This is a genomic window from Plectonema cf. radiosum LEGE 06105, assembly GCF_015207665.1.
GTDB classification, from domain to species: Bacteria; Cyanobacteriota; Cyanobacteriia; order Cyanobacteriales; family Nostocaceae; genus Rivularia; species Rivularia radiosa_A.
Genome location: NZ_JADEWL010000038.1, coordinates 26,672 through 49,501, shown reverse-complemented (window position 1 = coordinate 49,501; position 22,830 = coordinate 26,672). Strand labels below are relative to the sequence as shown.

General features: G+C 39.8%; 17 protein-coding genes. 5 read left to right on the top strand and 12 right to left on the bottom strand.

Annotation, left to right across the window (positions count from 1 at the left end; all coding sequences use genetic code 11):
- On the bottom strand, positions 1–403 hold a 403-nt coding region (locus tag IQ247_RS13580; RefSeq protein ID WP_193920788.1), incomplete at its 3' end, for a tyrosine-type recombinase/integrase.
- Between the two features lie 1,850 nt (positions 404–2,253).
- Between IQ247_RS13580 and IQ247_RS13575 the strand changes: the two genes are divergently transcribed.
- Positions 2,254–5,544, top strand: a complete 3,291-nt coding sequence (locus IQ247_RS13575) for a plasmid replication protein, CyRepA1 family (protein WP_228059723.1) — start codon at positions 2,254–2,256, stop codon at positions 5,542–5,544.
- 405 nt (positions 5,545–5,949) lie between these two features.
- Here IQ247_RS13575 and IQ247_RS13570 read toward each other — a convergent pair whose 3' ends face one another.
- Positions 5,950–6,867, bottom strand: coding sequence for a relaxase/mobilization nuclease domain-containing protein (locus IQ247_RS13570; protein ID WP_193920786.1), 918 nt, complete (start codon positions 6,865–6,867; stop codon positions 5,950–5,952).
- The gene (locus IQ247_RS13565) at positions 6,842–7,258 is read right to left on the bottom strand and encodes a plasmid mobilization protein (RefSeq protein ID WP_193920784.1); all 417 of its coding nucleotides are present in this window, start codon (positions 7,256–7,258) and stop codon (positions 6,842–6,844) included. The genes IQ247_RS13570 and IQ247_RS13565 overlap by 26 nt, the downstream gene beginning before the upstream one ends.
- Positions 7,259–8,031: 773 nt before the next feature.
- Here IQ247_RS13565 and IQ247_RS13560 point away from each other — a divergent pair.
- The 3 genes from IQ247_RS13560 (at position 8,032) to IQ247_RS13550 (ending at position 10,508) form a co-directional block, all read left to right on the top strand.
- Positions 8,032–8,568 (top strand): hypothetical protein, encoded by a 537-nt coding sequence (locus IQ247_RS13560; protein ID WP_193920782.1) that lies wholly within the window; start codon positions 8,032–8,034, stop codon positions 8,566–8,568.
- Positions 8,565–9,326 carry a P-loop NTPase family protein gene (locus IQ247_RS13555; RefSeq protein WP_193920780.1) on the top strand — a complete coding sequence of 254 codons (762 nt, stop codon included), beginning with the start codon at positions 8,565–8,567 and terminating at the stop codon, positions 9,324–9,326. Before IQ247_RS13560 ends, IQ247_RS13555 begins: the two co-directional genes overlap by 4 nt.
- Before the next feature lie 264 nt (positions 9,327–9,590).
- Positions 9,591–10,508 (top strand): DUF6753 family protein, encoded by a 918-nt coding sequence (locus IQ247_RS13550; protein ID WP_193920778.1) that lies wholly within the window; start codon positions 9,591–9,593, stop codon positions 10,506–10,508.
- 189 nt (positions 10,509–10,697) lie between these two features.
- Here IQ247_RS13550 and IQ247_RS13545 read toward each other — a convergent pair whose 3' ends face one another.
- The 3 genes from IQ247_RS13545 to IQ247_RS33140 are packed head-to-tail and all read right to left on the bottom strand — an operon-like array spanning position 10,698 to position 17,849.
- Entirely contained in the window at positions 10,698–13,364 is a 2,667-nt protein-coding gene (locus IQ247_RS13545; RefSeq protein WP_193920776.1) for a pPIWI_RE module domain-containing protein, read from the bottom strand.
- A gap of 37 nt (positions 13,365–13,401) precedes the next feature.
- Positions 13,402–16,617, bottom strand: coding sequence for a pPIWI_RE_Z domain-containing protein (locus tag IQ247_RS13540; RefSeq protein WP_193920774.1), 3,216 nt, complete (start codon positions 16,615–16,617; stop codon positions 13,402–13,404).
- Positions 16,614–17,849 (bottom strand): restriction endonuclease-related protein, encoded by a 1,236-nt coding sequence (locus IQ247_RS33140; RefSeq protein ID WP_193920772.1) that lies wholly within the window; start codon positions 17,847–17,849, stop codon positions 16,614–16,616. The genes IQ247_RS13540 and IQ247_RS33140 overlap by 4 nt, the downstream gene beginning before the upstream one ends.
- A gap of 271 nt (positions 17,850–18,120) precedes the next feature.
- Between IQ247_RS33140 and IQ247_RS13530 the strand changes: the two genes are divergently transcribed.
- Complete coding sequence (locus IQ247_RS13530; protein ID WP_193920770.1) at positions 18,121–18,378, top strand: hypothetical protein; 258 nt, start codon at positions 18,121–18,123, stop codon at positions 18,376–18,378.
- Between the two features lie 100 nt (positions 18,379–18,478).
- On the opposite strand, the gene IQ247_RS13525 is transcribed toward IQ247_RS13530, so the two are convergent.
- The 6 genes from IQ247_RS13525 to IQ247_RS13500 form a co-directional block, all read right to left on the bottom strand.
- On the bottom strand, positions 18,479–18,814 hold the full coding sequence (locus IQ247_RS13525) for a hypothetical protein (protein ID WP_193920768.1): 336 nt from the start codon (positions 18,812–18,814) through the stop codon (positions 18,479–18,481).
- Between the two features lie 408 nt (positions 18,815–19,222).
- Positions 19,223–20,773 (bottom strand): hypothetical protein, encoded by a 1,551-nt coding sequence (locus tag IQ247_RS13520; RefSeq protein ID WP_193920766.1) that lies wholly within the window; start codon positions 20,771–20,773, stop codon positions 19,223–19,225.
- Positions 20,774–20,861: 88 nt separating this feature from the next.
- On the bottom strand, positions 20,862–21,572 hold the full coding sequence (locus IQ247_RS13515; RefSeq protein WP_193920763.1) for a hypothetical protein: 711 nt from the start codon (positions 21,570–21,572) through the stop codon (positions 20,862–20,864).
- Between the two features lie 2 nt (positions 21,573–21,574).
- Positions 21,575–22,096 (bottom strand): hypothetical protein, encoded by a 522-nt coding sequence (locus IQ247_RS13510; protein ID WP_193920761.1) that lies wholly within the window; start codon positions 22,094–22,096, stop codon positions 21,575–21,577.
- Between the two features lie 60 nt (positions 22,097–22,156).
- A complete protein-coding gene (locus IQ247_RS13505) occupies positions 22,157–22,417 on the bottom strand; it encodes a hypothetical protein (RefSeq protein WP_193920759.1) in 261 nt (86 codons plus the stop codon).
- A gap of 252 nt (positions 22,418–22,669) precedes the next feature.
- A complete protein-coding gene (locus IQ247_RS13500) occupies positions 22,670–22,828 on the bottom strand; it encodes a hypothetical protein (RefSeq protein WP_193920757.1) in 159 nt (52 codons plus the stop codon).
- Between the last annotated feature and the right edge of the window lie 2 nt (positions 22,829–22,830).

The window sequence follows — 22,830 nt, the reverse complement described above, 5'->3', positions numbered from 1 at the left end:
GTTTTGCGTTTTTCCCCAATCTAGTAATCAATCTTTGTACGGAAGCAGAAGTCAAGCGTTGACCCCTTTCCCCAATAAACACATACACATCATCATGCTCCAAAGCCCGTAATTTTTCTAAAGCTTCAATTTCGTCATCAACAAGAGGATGAACGCTGCTATCACTACCTTTTAAACGCTGGACAAAAATTTCACGGTCTGCAAAAGATATCGCATCCCATCTTAAATTAATGGCTTCAGATAATCGCAGCCCATGACGGAACATTAACAGTACCAAAGCATAGTTCCTGACACAGTTTCGACCATAAGAAAGCGCTGCTTTCAGCAGAGAATGTATTTCTTTGGGTGTAAGATACTCCCTAGACCTATATTCCTTATTAGGCAAGCGTTTGAACTCTTTCATATTTTTATGATAAATCATAACTGTTAGTAAAAAAAACATTTAACTAACAGTTAAATCAGCCTTAAACCCCTATTCTTTCGTTACACTTCCCCCCACATTAAGCAAAACTTATCTTCCGGTAATGCCAAAACCTTGTTTTTCCATCAAAATATAAGCTGCCTTTATCTATACGTTGGTATATACGACCTCACCTTGAACTATAAATATAGATTATGTAGTAAAGCGCGATATATAGGATGACATTATGCCGGAGCTGTGTATGGGGTTGATATCAAAAATGATTCTTGCAATAACTACTCAAATTAATGACAGGAATGGGACAGCACCTGCGAAGTGTTGAGGCAGTATAGCCACTCCAATAGTTAATGTTTGTTTTCTTTTACTTCTTCGTTCATCAAGTAAACAGCTTTTCCTATAAGATGATATGAGTTTTCTTATTGTTTGAAGGAGGAATAATATTTAAGAAGGTAACAGATACATTTTTTATTGTTTACAGTTCCCTCGTAAGTTTTATACACATCATCGAACTCCGTTGTGTGTAGAAATACTTTAACTTGAAACAAATTTTAGTCCGGCTTTTCTAATAGTAATTCCCCTGTGATTCATTGAGGGAAGAACTTTGTAATGCGCTCAAAGAAACTATTAGTAAATAATACCTATGTACGGTTTGGTAACTGATTTTCCGCTTTGCAGGGAAACTATTTTCAGAGAGAAAAAAAGTCAACACAAATTTATCGGCAATTTTATTTTAAAAAAGCCGAAAAGTGTTAACATGGTCACAGTAAATCTGCAAATAAGTCTTAGTTCAATCTACAGATAAAGGAGGTTCAGCAAACATCAGGAGTATATGTTAGATAGTAAAAATAATCAGGTGAGCCGTTAAAACATCAGTGTTGGCAGAAAAGACTTGGCAAGGTCACGAACCAAACTGCTTGTTTGAAACACAACGACTCTACTCAACTCACCCTTGATTGTGATTGTAGCATACAAGGGTGAGAGAATCATATGCCTTTTTGAAAAAAAAAGAAAAGGCATTTAGCTCTACAGTTTCTCTTGACTCTAGCTTGCGAGTTTAATCATCATTATTCGATGCGTTATCAGCTGATAAAGCCGACGCTGAAAACAACAGACATCTTGAGAAAGCAGTCGAAAAAACGATTTAGTTCAAGATTAGAACCGCCACGAGTATTAATGGGAGAAATTTAACGGCTAAATGCCTCCAATCAGGAGGATATTGTCGTGAATACTTTGATTTTCAGTCATAAACTGTTTTCTACATTCCTTCGCCATCCACAGGCTAGGGTCAAGCTTGACTGCTCCAAGACGCGCTTGGAGTAAGACGCGGCGACTTTAGTCGTAGGAAATCGGTTGCTGCTTGCTTCATATCTGACATTGTTCATCAACATATACGCGGTTGTTTACCCCATATAGGCATTGTTCATGTACTAGAAATGGGAACAAACAGCCAACCGTTAAAAAGCAATTCCAATTTAACAATGTCTAAGCGATTGGGGGTCGCGCCTTGCACAACTATTTTCAGGTGATATCAATTGACAGAAATTGAAAAAGCGGTGTTGATTTTAGTCAATACGCTCTCTATATATGGGTTACACCAGTTATTGAGAAAGCCATAAATAATTTTTCTTGCATCTGCATTACAAAAAAAATTATCAAATCTTTAACACCCAAAGACAATTTATCAATTCTGCCTATTTAGATAGCGCCCCAATTTTAGTTCTGCTGGTTTAACACTAATACCGGGAATGGGTCAATCTCATACCACACCCCACCCCTAGAAAAGCAAGTAGCCCCGATGAACAGAAGAAAAATCATCGGAGGATACAAAAAAAATGGCATTTACCCGCGAATTTGACGAAATAAAACCAAATATCACACCTTTACCCACACGGGAACGTGGGGACAAGGGAACGCAGGAACGCCCCAACCCGAGAATGCGGGGACAAGAAATAACTGAACGTGGTGACGAAGGGGAAATTCCCACCACGTCTTCCGATTCCCCAGAAGGCTTGCCATACTTCCAATCCGAGCGCTTCTTAGAACATTCCCACCTTACAGAATGGCTCGATAGCGCCGTAGACGAAGAAATCATCCGGCTCAATGTCAAATCATTGGAAGGCTACACGCCCTACGATTACTTACTTTACAGCCCCAAAATCTCTCGCCGTAATGACGGACGCTTGCGGGACAGGGATTTAAAAAGATATTGCCACATTGAGCATGGGGGCTGGTGGTGCAATGGGATTGATCCGTTAAACGGTTGGAAGGAGATGGAGTGGGGATGCTTTAAGCCCAATTCCCCCAGAAATGACTCAAAGAAAGTTAACAAAGTCATCAAATACGAACATCCTCCCCTAGAACCGACGCGGGTGTTCTTACTTTACGTCCCGGATGCGATTTGGGAGAAAGTCAGCGAGCGTTGTGGTATCCCTATAAGCGAAGAAGACAAGCACAATCCGAAGGGTTTCTGGTATTGGGTGTGGAAGAACAACGTACCCATCACCTTATGCGAAGGCGCTAAGAAGGCAGGGGCGTTACTAACTGCTGGCTATGCTGCTATTTCTCTTCCTGGGGTTAACGGTGGCTACCGCAATCCTAAAAATGAAGAAGGCAGCAGGCAGGAGGCAGAAGGCAGAAGGGGAAAGGGTTTTGGTTCTGGCTTCTCGTCAAAGGCAGGTAAACCGTTTTTAATTCCAGATTTGGAATTCTTTTGTACCCCAGGCAGAGAATTTTACATATGCTTTGACCGCGACAGCAAGCCGGAAACGGTTCTTAAGGTAAGAAAAGCAATTTATAAAACGGCGCGTTTGCTTGTAGAGGGTGGCTGTCAGGTAAAAATAATTGATTTACCTTATGGGGGAGAGAAGGGAGTTGATGATTTTATAGCAGCCAGAGGTAAAGATGCATTTTACGCGCTCTACAACGCCGCTCAACCCCTCTCAAAATGGCAAGTGAACCTGTATACCCTTTTGACCTATCCACCCGACGTAGCGCTCAATCAGCGGTTTATTGGTGAACTGTCCGTACCCGAACGCGCCAAATTAATTGTGGTTAAAGCGGCTAAAGGTACTGGTAAAACCGAATGGTTGGTTGCTGAGGTGGCTAAAGCCCAAGAACGCTCCCAAAAAGTTTTGGTGTTAACCCATCGCGTACAGCTGGGAGAAGCGTTATGCAACCGCTTTGGGATTGATTATGTTACAGAACTTAAAACATCGGAGACTGGTGGAGTTTTGGGTTATGGGCTATGTGTCGATTCCATGCATAAACAATCATCGGCAAGATTTGACCCCTGGGATTGGTCAAATGCAGTTGTCATCGTTGATGAAGCAGACCAGGTGTTCTGGCATCTTTTAAATAGTAATACGGAGGTTAAAAAACATCGGGTAACGGTTTTACGCAACTTAATGCAGTTATTTGAAAATGTTTTGAGCAGCAGCGAAGGAAAAATTTACCTGTCTTCTGCTGATGTCAGCGACGTTGATATTAAGTTCGTGCGTTCTTCTGTGACATTTGATGTCAAGCCATATGTAATTGTTAACGAATACCAACATCAAGCGGGGGATTGTTACGTTTATGAAGGCAAAGACCCCCGTAAGTTGGTTGCAGAACTTATAGAAGATATTAAAGCGGGGGGGAAACCGTTAGTATGCTGTACTGCCCAAAAAGCTAAATCTCGCTGGAGTACCCAAGCATTAGAGAAAATGCTGCGGAATCGTTTTCCTGGCAAGCGCATCTTGCGAATTGATTCGGAATCCGTGTCCGACCCCAATCATGAAGCTTATGGCTGTATTTCTCGTTTAAACGAAATTTTACCCCTATATGACATTGTGATTGTTTCCCCTTGCCTGGAAACCGGGGTGTCAATTGACCTGAAAAATCATTTTACTGGGGTATGGAGTATAGCAAGCGGCGTACAGCCAGAAAACTCAGTCCGACAAACCCTGGCGCGTTTGCGAGAAACGGTACCCCGTCACGTTTGGATTTCTCAATATGGCTTGAGGGGTTGCAGGATTGGTAACGGTTCTACCTCGATTCGTTCGCTGATATTGAGCTCTCATGCGGCTACAAGAGCCAATATACAATTACTGACAGCTGCGGATCACCAAGAAGATTATGACTTTGGGGCAATTGATTGGGGATTCCAACGGGAATCGCTCAATACCTGGGCTGCCAAAGCCTGCGTAATTAATGCAGGTATGGCACGCTACCGAGAAACAATTTTAGAAGGACTGGCTGCGGATGGTTATAACATTATTCCGGCTTCCCAAAGACTTGCTTGTAAAGAATTGTCCCATCGTTCCAAATATATGTTGCTCAAAAATTCGGGGCTTATGGGGCTTTCTCCCGTTGAAGAACGTCACAGCTGGATGATTTATTTATTGCTTTTATCAAAAGAAAGTGCTGTGGAAGTAGCCGAGCAGGTAAAAGAAGTCAGAAATAATTTATATGAAGAAGAATGTATTGCAGTAAGTAATTCAGAAACTTATACGGATAGCGAGTACGTAAAAGCCAAAGAAAAACGGGCTAAAACACAAGAGGAACGCTACCGAGAACGCAAAACTGAACTGGAGAAACGTTATGATGTGCCGGTGACACCAGATATTGTAGAAAAAGACGATAACGGCTGGTATCCCCAATTGCGGCTGTACTATTATCTCACCATTGGTAGTCAGTTCGTCGTCCCACACGATGCCCGCAAAGCCAAAAAAGCGCTAGAAGAAGGTTCGGGGGCAGTGTGGCAACCCGATTTTAACCGGGGGCAGTTCTTGGGGTCAGTAAGATTGCTAGAAGAGTTGGGCGTGTCAACCATAATGGAACCGGGTAAACAATGGAAGAAGATTGACCCGGAAGTGCAGCGCACGGAGCAATTAGCCAAACAGTACAAGTATATTATTAAAAATTATCTGGGCATTACTATTTCTGATAAAGATTCGCCCATTGCAGTAGTGCAAAAACTGCTGTCAAAGCTGGGGTGCAAGCTGCAATATATCGCCCGTCAGGGAAGTAGGGGCAACCGTCACATGATTTATGAATTTGTGCCGCCCGACGACGATAGGGATGGGGTGTTGCAAGCTTGGTTGGAGCGGGAATTAGTTAAAGCTGGGGTTGGTGTAGAGGGGTGAAATGTTTATTGGTGTCAACGTGTTGTAAATATATATATTTAAATACCAATTGGGTGACACGGGATTAAATCCGAATTGTAGTTGTCTGGGACATCAACGTTTGCAATTTATATTTAAACTTTTTTCAGTTAATTTTCTTGTGCAACCGTTAATCGATTGCAATTCCTGCTGAGTAATTTTATATTTTTATACAACTATTTCTAGTTATTTAAAATTAACGACTGGTGGCGACCTAGCGGCGTAGCGGAGTGCCAGCCCGCCCTACTAGTAATTAATCATCCAACCGATAGTTAAGTGGGCGGTGCTGGTACCGCTAGGGCGAGCGAGTGGAGTGAAGCGGAATGAGCGCCCACCAGTCGTCTGCCGGGATTAAAATCCGAGCATTTATTTGAAGCGGATTATTGTTTATCGTTCAATACCTTTAGACTTTTGTTTTTGTCGTTTTAATTCTTCTTGCTGCTGGTGATATCTTTGAGCAATTTCAAGAGCTAAATTGGGATTAGATATTAGTTTTTTAATGGGTTCCGAATCACGTTCTGATTGATAATCTACTCCCCGATGTTTTTGCAATCCATTGAACGTATAAGCAGCACCTAAATTAGTCCCGCTAAATGCTTGTTCGTCAATGCAATATGAAATCCCTTTTGATTTACCAGTACGGGTAAATCCGGCTCTTACTTGAATACCTTCTATCTGCAATCTGGCAATCATCAATGGTAGTGTTGGTTTATCCAAAGTTGCTTTATTAATTACTTGTTGTAACTTCTGTTTTATCGGCTTTTCTGGTGGTGTTTGACGTAGACCATTATCATATTCTTCCTGTTCTCTTTCAATACGTTTAACTTGTCCCGTGCTGGGCGCTTTTTGTTGCTTTTCTCTACTTTTTACTTGGAATAAACCATAGTCTTTTTCTATTTCTCTCAGTACCTTCTCTGAGCGTAAATAATCCCAACCATCATGCACTACTTTCCCGGTATCTAATCTAATGCGACTAGCGACAATGTGAATGTGGTCGTTGTCAGTATTGGAGTGTCTGTAAATTGCATATTGGTTGCAGTCAAAGCCCATATTCTCAAGATACTTTTGAGCAATTTCTTTCCACAATTCTTCATCTATATAATCATCGGGTGCAGCGGATAAAGATACATGATAAACTGCGCGTTCAACTTCTGGGTTTAGTTGTCTAGAAATTTTAAATTCTTTTGCTAATTCCCTCGCATTCTCACCAAACATATTACCGCCAATTAATGTATCGTCCGAATCTTGTTCTAAATAATCTAATAAACCCCTAAATCCTCTACCCTTCTTCTGCTTCCCAATCATCAACTAAATCCTCATCTAATTCTTCTGAATCCTCGTCACAGTCTATAAGTTGTGTGAGTTGTCTTCCTACGCTTATAACTACGTCTAAAAGTTCCTCTAATATTTCTAAATCAACTGGCGGTTGACAACCCATTTTTATAGCAGTATTAGATGCTTTAGAAAGCTGATTAAGATTGTTTCCAATTCGGCTTAATTCCTGATAAGTTTTGAGCGATATTTTACTGATTCTTTTTGGTAATGGTTTACCTAAAGTTAAGCGGCGTATTAAAACACTTTGAGGCACTCCAGCATCAATAGCTTTCATGCGTAACCAATCTAATTCCAAGTCACTTAATCGCACTTGATAAATGTGTGTTCGTCTTGTGGCTTTGGATGTACAACGACGTGGCATAAGGAACGGAGTAATAACGAGTATTTATGACGCAACTCCAAAAGGGGGTTTCTTAAGGGGGATACTCCCACTTAAGCGAGCCTGCCATCCGAGCTACGCGAGGTTTAGCGCTAGCTAAAAGGCATGACTCGCTACTAACCCACGCACCGGGAGACGAGAGGACTAGCGGAACCGGAAGCCTTCTTGAGAACGAGAAACTGGGGAGCCGAGACTGGGGGAAGACGAGAAGAGTAGAAGGAATTCACATCGCCAGAACTTCGGAATCGGGCGGCATTCACGCGCCGCCTACTAAAAAAAACCAGGGGAGACGAGTAAAGCTCCACGACTAAAAAATTCGGAAGTCGTAAAACAAATTAGAAGACGAGGAAGATTGAAACCCCGGAGCGCTCAGTTATACAAAAATCTTACATCTATTTATATGAGCGAAGGTTCGTATTTAAATATTAAATAATATCATACCATGCAGGAGTAATGAAATGAGATAAAACTCCGGAGACGGATTAAATTTAATGTTTTAACTAATTTAATCCAAAAACATCTGTCGAAAGTAGTATAAATATTTCCATAATTTTTATTTTTTTATTTAAAATATATCTATTACAGGATTACTTTTTTAGAGAAGAGTCAACAGAATTTAAAATATTTTTTGGAGAGAATATAAAGTGGTGATGATGTCTTAGATTTGAATAAAAATAACAACAACATTCGTATTTTATATCAATGAAATTCAATATAATTTTTCATTCCTTCCTGGAGGTATATAAATCAATACGGTGACTACATCACAACAAGAATCGGACAGGATAGATAAGGATTTGATTCCAGAAGCTATCAACGCATTAAAGGAATTGAAACCGAAGGAGCTACCCGATGTTTCTGCTAAGGAAGCTATTCGTCAAATGAGGCGATATATAAATGGAGCCTTGAAAAAGAATTATACCTATGAAGAAATTGCAGAAGTGTTATCTGGGTTAGGTATTAATATCAGCGGTAGCCGATTGAAGTATTTATTGAGTGAGATTAATAAGAACACTCGCCGTAAAAATAAGAAGACAACGGAAGTTGAAGGAGATGAATTAGAGAAGGGAGAAGAGAGTACTTCTATAAGACATAATGCTGAATCGAGTCAACCAATTGAGAACGGAAATAAAAGCAATTTGAAGAGACAAACCACACGGTCAAGAAAAGTTAAATCTCAAGAAGAAAATCCTGTAAAAACTCAAGCTCAAAAAGGTAATAGGAAAGATTCAAAGTCACCGGGTAATGCACATAGTTTTCAGCCTCAAATCTATAGCGATGACGATTTATGACTAAAGCTAAAAGTACTAAAAGTGAGAAATCTAAAAAGTCACAAACTTTGAGAAGAATTGTGATGATAACGGGTGATAAAGGGGGGACGGGTAAAAGCGTTGTAGCTCGAATACTTTTAGATATTTATCGCTCAAAAAATGTTAATTGTATTGCTTACGAATGTGACCCATCAAATCCACAATTGTGGAGACATTACAACAAGGTTTCGGAGGGGGTTAAAACTCTCAAGCTAAATCAAAGAGGTGGAGCAGATGCACTGCAAGATGATTTACTTTCTTTATCCCCTCAAGTTTCTTTGGTAGATTTACCTGCTGGTGCTGCTGAATATTTTGAGAGTTTGGCTGACGATATTCATTTATTTCAAAATGCAGAACGTTTGGGTTATCGCATCACGATGGTTAGTGTTTTGGGTCGGGTAAAAGATTCGGTGGTGCAGTTAAAAAGATTGTTGGAGTTTTGCGGTAATCGAGTAGATTATGTGCTGGTCAAAAACTTGTATTGGGGAACCGGAGAAAAGTTTACCCGCTACAACAATTCCAAAGCACGGCAAACGGCATTATCTTATGGTGCAATCGAGTTAGATTTACCAGAATTGTTTGACGATATTTTTGATTTCATTGACTCGAATGATTTGTCCTTCTCCGAAGCTTTGGAACATGATGCTCTTACATTGAGCAATCAGTCGAGATTATTTGGGTGGGTGGACACAGCTAAAAGTAACTTTGAGAAAGCAGAAATTCTATTAGGGCTTAAGTGAATAGAAACTGAAACCCGCAACTCTCAATCCCAAGCGTTTCAATAAATCCACCATGGTACTCCGAGCATATTTCTCTAAAAAAAATTGAATAAGTTAATTGCTTAACGTACAATGCATCCCAATTTTACAACCCCCTTTAAAGTAAAAAGTAATTTTTCAGCACCGCGACCATCTTAAAAAGACTTTTTGTATGAGGTAAATAAATGACTACTAAAAGTAAGAATTGACCAATGGAAAGAAGAATTTTTTGTGTGAGGTAAATTCATGGCTTCTAAAGGTAAAAAACAACCATCTCATTTAGACAAGTTATTAGAAGACAAACCACCAGTATTCCAAGCGGAAGTGTTGCGTTTTGCTATGGATTCTGGAATGCGACCAGAAGACCCAGCGTTTCGCTTGGTGCAATATATCGGTTACTTGGCACAGTTAACAGAAACAGCACCTCAAGATTGGAAAGATTTATTTGAAGAACTTCAAGGAGAATTAGACGAGTGGACGGAACTAACAGCGGAGCAGCTGAAAGCAGCGGCAGACCAAAGCGAAACAATCAACAATTTAGCAGCAAGGTGCAACAAGCTTGGGACAGCATTGAACGCGCTCGATTTAACATCACAAGAACAGTCGGAGCAATTGAAGAACTTGAGCGAAATCTCACCAATTTTGAGAAACGTCGCGCAAGAAATACCGACGTTGAAACAACAGTTAGTGAGCTTGAACCAATCACTGACGAGCAATCAGCCATTGAGAATGGAATTGAGCCAATACCAAATGCATCAATTGACGACTTATCACGACAGGGAGTTGAGCAAGATAAGGAGGGAGACAGAGGACTTAGCGAGATACCAGAAGAAGATAGCAGCTACCATAGTACAGCGCCAAAAGATAGGGATATCAAGAATTTGGGAACGAATAAAAAACAGGATTTTGGACTTGATTTGTAGAGTTGATGTGTTGCTTACCTTGGTAGGTTGGTTTCTCTTAATGTTGATTTTCTGTGTGATATTAGCAGTAGTTACTAGAGCAGTTTTTGAGATTTCACCACCACCTGGGTTATCACACTTTACACAAGAGCAGATTTATAAAACCAAAGAGCAAATGGGATATGCGTATGTAAAACTGCAAAGAATTGAAAACCACATAGGTAGTAATCCCAAACCGAAGCAAAAGCCAAAGCGCAATTAACAAGGAAGTATCTTGTTGTTCAAAATCCCTAAATAGCACAAAAATTAAAAATTTTTATGAAACTACCTTGGAGTAAAGGGCGGGACTGTGGTGGGGTAGGTGGTGACGGTTGCTGTTGCTTTACCAAATGCTTACTTGAAACCACCCTTCGCATTTCCCCTTTTCTACATCCCGTGAAAAGTTAGCTTATTACGGCTCGCGAATAGCTTGGATTGGTCGATACTTATTAAGTTTCGCAGCACGGTGGAGTCCTTCGGCGAAAATTGTAGCGTCAAGATACTCAATCATACCGTAAAGTCGCTGACATTGAACTAACGTTGCCCAATCGCTAAAGCAGTCTCCTTCTTGAAGTATCAGGTTTAGAATAACGCCACGGGGATTGTACCCTTGAGCGCGAGGATTTGGTTTTTTCAGTTGCCCTTTATTTGCTCCTTTAGTTTTGGCTAAGTAAACTAATTTGCTCTCATTTAAAATACCTCCACTACGGGTTTCAGGACGCTGGTTACTCAAATAATAGTTTCCACACTCAGAATCAAGAGATGAAGGGTAAAATACCCCCGCAGTATGCCCTTTCAATTCGCCATCTTCATCACAAACGCGATAAATAGGCACTTCATGTTCATTATTAGGTGCAATGATACTGGCTACCCTAATATGTGGATAATTTGATGTGGGTATATAAGAAATAGGTTCATTTTTATCAGATCTAAAAGCAAGATAATGCTTTCTCCAAAACTGTTTCTGAAGAAAAACTAAACCGCGATTACGAAGATTAGTTGTATCAAAATAAAAAAGTGTAGGTTGTTGACATTCTTGGAATAAATTATTAAATACCCAATCCTGAATTTTGCTCGGATTTAACTTAATGGGAGTAATTTCTTTCAAGCCTGATGCCATTTTTACTTGAAATGTATGAAAATCAAGCCAATTATTACAACCATAAGCTTTGGCAGTAATACCTGTTTTATCTTTCTTCACTGCAACAGGAAGATAAGTGCTGTCATCTGTATAGTAAGGAATGAGATAAACGCCTATACTAGCAACATCAGAGGGAAAATTTTCTGCCTCTATATTAGTAATTGTGTGTGCGCCAGCCATCGATAGTAAACTTTTAAGCGATGATTCCATACGATAGGCTAAATTACTTTTAAGAGAGATTTTTGCAAACTTTCCTTGTTGTTTATTCGCTTCTATTGTTTCTTCTCTTTCATTAATTGCGTTGTTGAGTTCTTCTTCACTTAAAGCATCTTGACGGTCTTCTTCATCATCTTCAGCCACAAAATGGTCGGTGACACTGCCAAGCATCGCTAGTGCAGGACGAAAACAAGGTTTTGGGTCTTGGCTAGCATCTCTCCAAAAGTTGTCTTTGGGTAATATTTCGATTAAAGTTATTGTTTGTTTATTGGATGATGCGTAATTAGTCTTCAAGGTGTTTAGGATTTTTTTGATTCTCTCTTTTATTTCTGAATCCCAATTTTTTCCTGTTAATTCTGCTCCATTAGCTCCTAGTTCATACACAACAACATCGTTAATACCGTATTTGGATGCGAGTAAGTAAATTAATTTATTGGAAGCCGTAGTTTGTGATAATAAAATGAGTCTCAAATCCTGCGGAATATAGAATGGAATCTCTTCACTTTCAATAGCAAAATGTGATTTAATAAACTTTCCTACTGCTTTATATCCAGAGCTAGTTTTTTTGACTGCTTGCTTGTTATCGCAACGAATGTAAGTTTCTATAGTGGGAAATACATCACCAAAAACTTTTTGTATTTTCTCTCTGCAACAGTTATGAAATATTTCAATGTCTTGAGGAAATAATCCAATACCAGCATTGTGCGAATGAGACATATTGTTGTTGTAAACCACCCCCCAAGCAAGTTCATCTTGTTTGCAGGGATTATTGATTACTTCCAAAGCTGTAAACTTATCTCGGAAGTTAAGTTCGCTGATTAAACGTGCAAGATGCCCTTCAAATTCAATATTTTTTTTCTTGTCATCATTTTTCTTATCATGAGCATCCTTTTTCTTTTTCACGAATTTCAATTGGCAGGGTGCAAATCTCGTAGAATTTGTTGGATTGACATAAACTGTCACCCGCGAAGATAAATAGCCTAACTCCCAACTTACCCAACGCCGTATGCCATAATTACAACTTATGTATGGTTTTCCATCTGCCGCATAATGAAGTGCAAAATTTATACGGTAGGAGTAATAGTGCCGTGTCTTTTTCTTTTTTTTAGTATCTTTATCTGTCACTTCTTTAGTTTCTGACTCAGGCGACCAGCTAATAAGTTCTGCAACATCACCATTATCAACACAGCAAGAGCGAAACACTACTTCTTTGAATACCTCGCCAGTTGTGGGGTCAATGAGTTTGAGGGGTTCAGATGCTATTGCACTAGCTAAGAGATATGGGATGAGATTGTAGTATAACGAGTTAATTTCTAACTTATCATCCTCAATAGTCCAAACTTTTTCTGGAAGTTGTACTTTCTCAAAGTGTAAATCGTCACCAGATAGAGAATTAATTTCTGCAATATCAGCTTCTGTCAAAGACTTAGTATTTTGAAGAGAAATTCTTAACCATGTTTTGACAACGGTTGCAATGTAGTCAGTAGAAACTTTATCAGTTTTGGTATACAACCACTTGGTGTTTGATTTCAGCTTGAATGCATTTTTTGAAGGAAATAAAATTTCATCATCTAACAAAAGTTGAAGTGCATGATTAAGACTTTCTACTGGTAGTGAAATGTAGCTTCTACCATTTTTCCGTTGCTGTAATTTGTCAAATAATTTCTTCCAATCTTGTGGAACGACTAGTGAGTATAAGTCAAACGATAGTGATATTTGCATTGGAAATTGCAAAACTTATAATTGTATCAAATTAGATTTAGATGCCATCAATTTTCTCCAATGCACGGTAAAAAGGTTCGTAAAGCGACCGCACTAGCGCGAGGTCGATTTGGTCATAGCCTGTTCTAGTTTTGCCAAAGTAGGGTTGCAAAACATACTTAAATCCTTTAAGTAAGGAATCTTGTTCAGTTTCAGCTTTCTTCTGGGCAAGGTTGGGTGCCCATGCTGCATCGATAAAACGGACTAAGGTAGGTTGGTTGCCACGAATTGTTCGAGCAATAGCCTGCCAGGTAAGCACCATCAAATTCCAAATGAGTCCTTCGCGTACTTCTTTGTTTAGCCCCTTGTAGGAATACTGTATTCGGGTGTCAAGACTTTTGAGAAAGATGCCATAGCCTTTGCTACGCCAGTCTTGACAAGCTTCAATAAAGTTTCCCTCCCTAGGTCCTGCGATCGCCTTTCTTTCTCTCCACAATGCCAGTCGAAATTTGTATTCGAGGTCATCAGGTGCGGGATGTGGACGAATTAGGAAATAAGCTCCACCAAATGCACTTAATCCTTGTTTATTTAAAATGTTCTTACCTCGCCCAATCGCTGCTGTTGGTACAATCAAAATCGCTCGATTAGTATCACCAAAGTTTTCAACGTTACTGCGAGAAATCAAAGATTCGTCAATTTCCTCCAGTGGCGAACGCGAAGTCAAAGCTGCTACCCGCTCTTTCCAATACGAGCCAGTATCAATACTCTGGATGGCATCATAAATAAAATTAACCTGCTCATAACTATTGACATACCAAATTAAACGCTTTCTTCCTTCAGGTAGCGAGTCAAAATCACGTTGCAAGATATCAGTTTGACTAAGTAGCGAACGCACTATTTGCAATAACCCTTCTTCCTTATTTGTTGATCCAGAAACACGCACGGGTTTACCGTCAGGATAAAAACAAGGAGAAAAGTGAAAAATACTTTCAGAAATCGCTTCTATAGACTTTTTAACCTTTGGACGTAGCAAGTAATCAACTTGGCGTTCGACATGATATGTAGGACTTAACCCCGCCCAACTTGTACCGCTTAGTAGCAAAGCGTGCGCTCCTTGCGTACCTTCGTCAGCAAAACAATTGGAAAAGTTCTCCAAGAGCCAGCGTCCTTGTCCTAGTGCTTGGAAGTACCAAAGTGTCAATTGATTTTCTTGTTGTTCCAACTTGAACCCACAAACTAAACCAGAGGCTAGTCCCGGTATCAGTCCGTAAAAGTCTCGTGGAATGCGATTGAAGAAAACAATTTCGTCGGCTCCGTCAACTTGCTGCTCCAGTCCGTATGCAGTTTTTATTGACTGTTGAAAAAATGACACGAAAAGGACTAGTTTTAGGAACAATGCAAACTTGCTACAAAATCCCCACTTATCCCTAATTGCCTTCAGCCAGCCTTTTTTAGTGAGTTCTTCTTGTATCTTTGTAATTGTTTCCTGCTGTTCTTGGTAGTTTTCGCTCTGAAGTCTCATTGCATACTCAGCAAGCCAGGAGTTTTTCCAATCGCCTAGCAGGAAATCAGCTAATTCCTTATATACAGGGTTTTTATCAAGAATAAAAGTAGATGAGTCAGTATCTATACCTTCAGAAGCAGCAATTTCTAATACAAATTCTCTCGCAAGGGACGAACAGGTAAAGAATTCTGAAGCCAACCATTTGCTTTCATCAGGTGATAGTTGCAATTGCGTGCAAATATTATCAACAAGGGTATCGGCATTTTGCAGAGCATGATTAAATTGCCCAAAAGCAAGCTGTCGCAGGTCGTTTCTAGAATTACGTAGTTTAGTTGTTCGCGTCCATGTTACTACCTGGTCTAGAAACCCATTACTTCCCCTCTCAATTAGCTTGATAGCGGGTAAAAATGTTGAATCAAGGTTCGATTGCACCTTGTCGCACTCGTCGAAAAACACGATACTGCAAGTCCGGTACATCAATTCATAGTAAGTAATTGACTGTGGACTTACGTGCGGTAGAGGACGAGTGAATATAGCAGCAGCTACTGTAGTTAAAATGACATCAACTGACGCAAGCTCGTTAGCATCTCGGTGTCTCGGACACTGCCCAATCAGCGGACAAACTCTTGCACCATTTCCATTGCTCTTGTTTTTATTATTACCGTTGTTGTTGGTGTTATCATCACTTTCTTCCAAGTCTTTTACTTCTCTTAAATCGAAGCAGGGAGGGGAAGAAGGATTTGAGGGCTGAAAGTATTGGCTTAAAGGACAAGCTGTAGATAAGTGCGTGAAGCCATCCATTCCACCATCTACACTATGCCAGTTCTCAAGATGAGTTTTTCGACTCCTTTGACCAATTACTACCGATACCCGTAAACCAACTTTTTTGAGTAAACTTGCCATTCTTAGGCACGTCACAACTTCGTTAAAGACAATACCAACTCGGTGTCCTTTTTGTGCTGCCGCTACAGTCAGAATTTCAATTAGCGTCGATTTACCTGCATTTAGCAGTCCAACCAAGTTTTTTACTCCGTCGAACACTATTGTGTCGATTTCAACAAATCCCATTCCTTGAAAATGCTCAAGGATGATATCTGATAAACGCCTCTTATAGTTTTGACCGCAGCGTTCATCTAGAAGATTTGCTGCCGACTCCATTTCTTTTCGTGTAACAGAGATTGCTTTGTTATTCTCACGATGTACTGATATAACCCTGCCTTGGTATATGGGTAAATCCTCTGGAATTCTGACGCTGTAAGTGTTTTCTCCAGACCGAAAGCGATATTCTTTACCGGGTTCTGCATATTTAACAGTACGCTGGCGATACTTCAATTTGTTACTAAGCAATTCCTCAAAACGCTCAAAACGGTTGCCCCAGATAGAAGGCATGGATTTTCGGGCGAACCGATAAGTTTTATCATCAACATCGTAGGCTCGGTACTTCGAGGGAATTTGACTGTATATCTTTAGCAATTGTTCTGTAACATCTTCGTTTGATAAATACGGAACCAACTGCCTGAGATTAAATAGCGTTCTCTTTGCTTCTGCTGTCTCTACTAATGAAGTTAATCGTGGAAACAAATAAAACCGATTAGAAATTAGAAACCACACAGAAATTGCTGTATCAATTTCAGATTGAATACCCAACTTTTCAATAGCAAACAAACATAACTCCAAATCGACTAACGCTTCAATTTGGTCTTTATGTAAATTTGTTTGTAACGTCAGGGATTTTGTCGCTTTGTAGCGCCAAGACCTTGTTTCTCTCATGTCTTTCTCCCTTTGTTTTTAGCGGGACTTTTATCATTCTTTGCGCTTTTTGAATCCAGAGGCTTACTTTTGGTTGAACTTGTATCACCACGAACACCAGCCAAAATTTGTTTACTTTTTGTGGGGCTTGTATCGCTACTCGCTTGCGGTTGAACGACGTGCTTACCCACTTTTTTCTTAGCTAATGCAAAAATGGCATCGTCAAAGACGGGTTTAACATTCTCCCACCGCCATCGCGATTTAAGTTCTTTAAGATAAGCAGGACGTTCTTTCTTTCGTTCCGTAGGGATAACGATATATCCAACATCCCATTCGGGTTCGTTGGGTATTGGTTCATCACCTAAATTCCTTACTAACAGATAGGGATTAGAGTAATCCTTCAAATCAAGCGCCCATACCTCACCCGACTCAAATTTAATTCTTAAGTCGTAGCGATCGCATTCTGGATAAAGTTCTACTTCCAGTCCCAAGTCTGTTAACTTCTGGTACAGTCGAATTTCCGCACGTCCGGGGTAAAACCAAAAGCGTTCGATGCCACGCTTAAGTTTTAGACAGTCCGGAGGTAGTTTTACTTTTCGCTTGAGTCTGCGTCCGGGTGGACAGCGATTACAGTTAGGGTTGGCAATTACTTGTTCTTGCGGATTTATTGATGCTAATGCTTGACAGTACGGGCAGCCATAAAAGTTTCCTTTTAACTGGTAGCAACTTGGTACGGGTTCGTAGCACTCATCTAATAAATCTGATAGCCCAATACCGAGTCCAAAAGACCCTTTCGCTTCCACGAACTCCTGGTTGGATAAAACAGGATGCTCAATAATAAATTTTCGGAACTTGGTGTAAATTTGTATTCCTTGTGGATGTGACTGACAGTGTTGAAATAATTTTGTTGCAATTCGAGATTGTTCTTGCGAGAGGACGCTTCCACCAAAAGCTTCTGCTAATTCAATCGCCAGTTCGGTAGGTTCCCCCAAAAAAAGCAGAGTGTCGTATCCGTCTATCTCGTCATCAATTTCCACTCCCCATTCTTCAAAGGGCTGCTCGCAAAGCTTGCAAAACTCTGGGACGCTAGCTGGCGCATCCCCTGGTTTCCCGCCCACTAAAAATGCTAAAACTACGCTGTCGTAACCCATCTGCAAGTTATGAGGGTAAGGATAAAGTTTCCCCTTTTTTGCTTGCACCTGAATTAGACCCGCAGAAATTTGCTCAAGTATGGGTATATCGAGTTTGACCACGATTTACTACCCCAAAAAACATAATTTTTACAATAGTAACTGATAATTAGTGAGTTGGATGTACAAAAAACTAATTTTTTTAAATATTTTTCCAATTATCGAGTTTAAGTTACAACTTGAGGTATTGGACTGTACTTATGGGAATGAATCCGACGAGGGTGCGTTGGAGCAGCTTGTAAAGAATTGTTACACCACAAAATAGCTGATTGCTAGTACCCATGTATTAAGTGAAATGGTAAATTAATGGCAGAAGGGATTGGAGGAGCAGGTGATGACCGACTTGGAAAAAGCTAGACACGCGGCTGAAGTTTTTGCTAACTATGAATTTCGGAAGATTACCGTATGGATGGTTGAAGAAACTCGAAAAAACTATCAGGTATTTGGGCATACCGAATCTTCTATTGACCTAGATAGGATTAGTCATAAGAGCAAGCATTCGTACATAGTGAATGTTGTGGGCGGCATAGGTACTCAGTACACAGCAGAAGAGGCTTATCTCATAGCGCGTTCTTTGGAAAGGGGGGATTAAGCACATTCAAATACCCCGTTCGCATTGGGACGGGGTATCAAGGACGGTAGAACGCTTAAATGTTTTAGGGAGTGGCTTTTTGTTATGGGATTGCTCTGGATTAAGCTAGCTCAGTGCTTTTACGAACAGGAATATTAAGTACTAAATCTTCTAGACTTGATGATCTAAAATGATTTTTTACTCTCTCAATTACACTTGGTTTAAGAGGGTTGGAAATTGGTAAATTAGCGTATTTTAAGTAAATTGTTACAGCTACTTGTCGTTGCGGGGAACGATTAACTACGCCCACAGCCAACATCCTATCAAAATCTTCTTTCCTAATATAAATTTCACAATCAATGCCAAATTCATTTACTAATTTTTCAAAGTATTGTTTATACTGTATTTCTTCTCCATTAAGATTCGCAGAATTGTATAGTTTATTCATTCTATCCATATTTTGAGCTTTACTAGTAAAACTGTACCACGTAAATGTTTTTCCCAATAGTAGAAACTATTTCGTATATGTGTTTATTTAATGCCCAATTGTATACCATCTAAAAAATCATTTGTTATTTGACAGTCTATGTTGTACGTGTAATTTTTTCCAATTGGATTATCACTCATAATTTATCCTATTTAATCAACATAAATATACACGCTAAAACCTACCGAATATTTTTAACGCAGATATATCATAATTAATGAATTTATAATATTTAATCGCTCTTTGTATTTAAAATAACTAACATTATCTCACCTTGTAACGGCGTAACGTAACAAAACCATATATCAAAAAAAAGCTGTAACAGAACGCATTTACAGGAGTTACAGCCGTCTGTTACAGTTACAGTTACAGGTTAAGTTACAACAGCTTGATTCCTAGTCCGTCATCTGAGATATCTATATTTTCCGCTTCAAGTAATTCTAAAAAGACATCTTCAAGCGCGGATTCGTTATTTAGTAACCCTAATCTACTAAGCATCATTGCAAAAGCATTGTCGCGTTTGTTATATAAAGAACTGCGATAGTAGAACCATTGACCGGCTTCCTTATTTTCTAACCAATCAAGAACTTTTTGAGCATTTTCTGATAACTCAATTGCTGCAATAGTGGATTGAATAACTGTATCTTGATTCTGAATATCAGCAAATTTTACATCACCAATATACTCGCCCTTGTCTCTGTTAAAAGCAGAATAGTTAGTAAGCTTTGGTAAGGAGTACCATTGAGCGGTTTTACCAAAGTAAACGGCTCTATTACATTCGCTTTGGTCAACTAATTCTGCAATTTCTTCCGTGTCAAACTTCTTAAATAATGACGCTCTCTTCCAGCTATCTACTACTGATAAATTGTTGCTGGTAACTAACACAATTGGTGTTAGCTGACTAATACCTGATGTATCGCTGCCATTGGCACCAACAAAAGGAGTTTGAGCGACAAACCAAACATTTTTACCACTGCTACCACCACAGGAAGTAATGCCGATTAACTTATCAGTTAAAGTGGTACATTTGGCTGTTTTTAATCTTGCGCCAATAATCGTTCCTTCATCAATGACAAGCAGCGCTCCGTTATTTTCAACCGCGAACGCATCATAATCGAACATCGCAGCTTCAAACCACGCTGCAACTGTTTGAGGTTTAGCACTTTCGCAGTGCAGCGGTTTCTCAACGTCCACAATTCCTTCAAAATATCCGCTTTCTTTGGGGTCTACTTTTCCATTAACAAGAAAGATTTTCTTATCTGGATGCTTCCGTTTGACTTCTCTTAAAGCATTAGCCAGTAACATCCCCTTACCAGAACCGCCCAGACCAACAATAAAAATATTGCTAATGCGGTCTGTCATCTCACCCACAATGTCAATTTCTTTATCATCCGTACTGCTCCAAACATCTACTTGAGTTTGCACAAATGGTTCGGGGACAGACGCAATCTTATTTGGAACGCTTAATACTGGCTGTTGCACTCCCAAAGCGACGGATTGAGTCAATGCCATTTGTTCGGAGTAACCTTTGAGTTGTTTATTGCAAGTCCTAAACCAGCTTTCAGCAAAGGGTGATAATTCTACTCCAGTTTCTTTAGCAAAGCTCAATTCCTCAATTACAGTTTCTTCTCCAAACTGCTTAACGTAAGTCCTAAATTGGTCTTCATCTAACAAGAATGCATTACAACCACAGTCCCGCACCAATCGCAATCTTTTACCAATGTTTTTGGATGCATCCCAGGCTGATTTTATGCACCAAACAGCCGCTATTCCACCCAACAATTCAACACCAAACGCAATACCTGCACCACCAGCTAACACACCTCCAATAATAGAAGCAGCCATGCCTGTATTAGATGCTTTGCGTTCTGCGATTAGCTCCCAATGCTCAATATCCTTAAAATCGCCCTGCGGGTCAAAATTAGTCATGACAATTAATTGATAACAATATTGGACATAGCGAGTTGGGGAATTACACCCCCTATTGGTTTTTAAGCTTGCCCGCTTTATGTATTTCTTAATCTCTTAAATCGCGAATTATTTGCACAATAATCTTGCGTAGTTTGAGCAAGAATTGCACCGCGCCAACAGTTGTTACTGCTCTAATAATGTTTTCCCAATCAATTTTTGAGAACTGCTGATACTGGACAATATCTAACAGTTTCCAAACATCTCCACCGCCTTTAACTGGGGGAAAGACAGTCAAACATAGGAAGAAATCTACAACGTATACACACACGCCTAAGATGATGAGAAAGCGTAACACTTCAGTGCTGCAACTATTTCTTAATTTCTTAGCTAACTTAACTTCCCATGAGTCATTATTAGACGATGCATACTGATTTCTACCCGCTTTCTGTATGTTTTTATCTAGAAATTTCTCATGTCCTAGTAGTTCAGAAGGAATTAATTCTAGTATTTGAATCCCAGCCCATAACAATGTACCGAATCCAAAATTAATGAAGCGCATGAATAAGCTAAAAATTCCACCAATTACCCACAAGCTTGATAAGAAATTAGTTAGGTCTGAATATGTAATTCCTCTAAAATACCGCGCTGCAATAATTTCATAAGGCTTGATGTTGGCGAGGATAATACTAATAATTATTCCCGTTATCACCCAAATTAATATTTGCAACATGAACGGCGGTTTTTGAGTACCGTTGTAGTTGTAGGTTCTAGTGTTGTCAGACTTGCTGCTGCTTGATTTATTTCCACCTAATCCCATAATTACTTGTCCTCAATAATGTTTACTGGCTGTGAATATTGCGAACCTCTGAACCTAGATAACCGAGATTGAACCAAATCGCGATTGCCAGTGTAAGCGGTATAGCTTACTGCTCCATCTTGGTTAATTACCCCAGTGACCCCATGCGCGTCGCAGACTACAGTACCGGAGGGTAAATATTTCCCTGAAATCCTATCCTTGGGCTTATCTCCTTCCTTCAAACCTGTAAAATAATGGGTTCTATTACGGTATTCTTTACCCACAACAGGAAGACATGATTTATACCTTTTATTGGCTACTTCTTCCTGACGTTGTTCGTATTCAAATTGACGGTTTAGGGCTTCAGCTTTTGCTTCCCTTGCCTTGATATCAGCACGGATTAAATCTGTTCTGGCTTGATGCTTTTGGATAGAGGGAATTGATGCTATAGCACCAATTACCAACAATCCGCCAAACATAAGGTTAGATGGCTTAATCCCAAGGTCTAGAAGGGATTCGCGAAACTGTTCGTATTTTTCTTTCATAGTTAAAAAATAGGTTGTTTTAATGCAGGATGTTTGGGGACACAATGTCAAAGAGCATCCTTACTGAGTGAGAGCTTGCAGCAACCATTGCTTTTCGTGATAGCTCAACTCATGCAGCCTATCGACAACCTCTTCCGCTTCTGATGATGGCGCTGAGTTGGTTGGTTCTTGCTGCCAAGCCTCATGAGCGATACGGGCAATTAACCATAATGTGTCCGCTTCCGAAATATGGTCTAGACCCTCTCCCCAACTCTCAGTCATGTCTCTCAACAAGGCATTATTATTGACATCTAGAGAGTAGTATCCAAGTGGTTTTGACATTGCTGTATAATCCTTCGTGTTGTATTTGTTTGCGGCAGATGCATCCCAGCACTTCCCGGATTCGCGGTCTGGGGAGTGCTTGTTAATTTTCTGAGCGTAACTTTATAGCTGCCTCAATAAAGTGCCATGCATCAACTAAAGACACATCGGCTAGTACGCAGGCTATCAAGAACTAGTTTTTGAAAATCTTCTTGATTGCAAAGCCATTTAAACGTAAGTGCCATTGTGCAATCGGGAGGGTAAGCAAATCCATTATTGACAATCCCCTTTAAGTCTTTTGATTAAGTCATCGCCAAAATTTACAAGCAAGATGCTAAATAACTGACTACAGTTATCAATGCCAGTTTGTGCAAGTATTTTTTGTGCTTTGTCGGTATGTTTTGGGTTAAGTACTATTCGTTTCTGTGTCATTT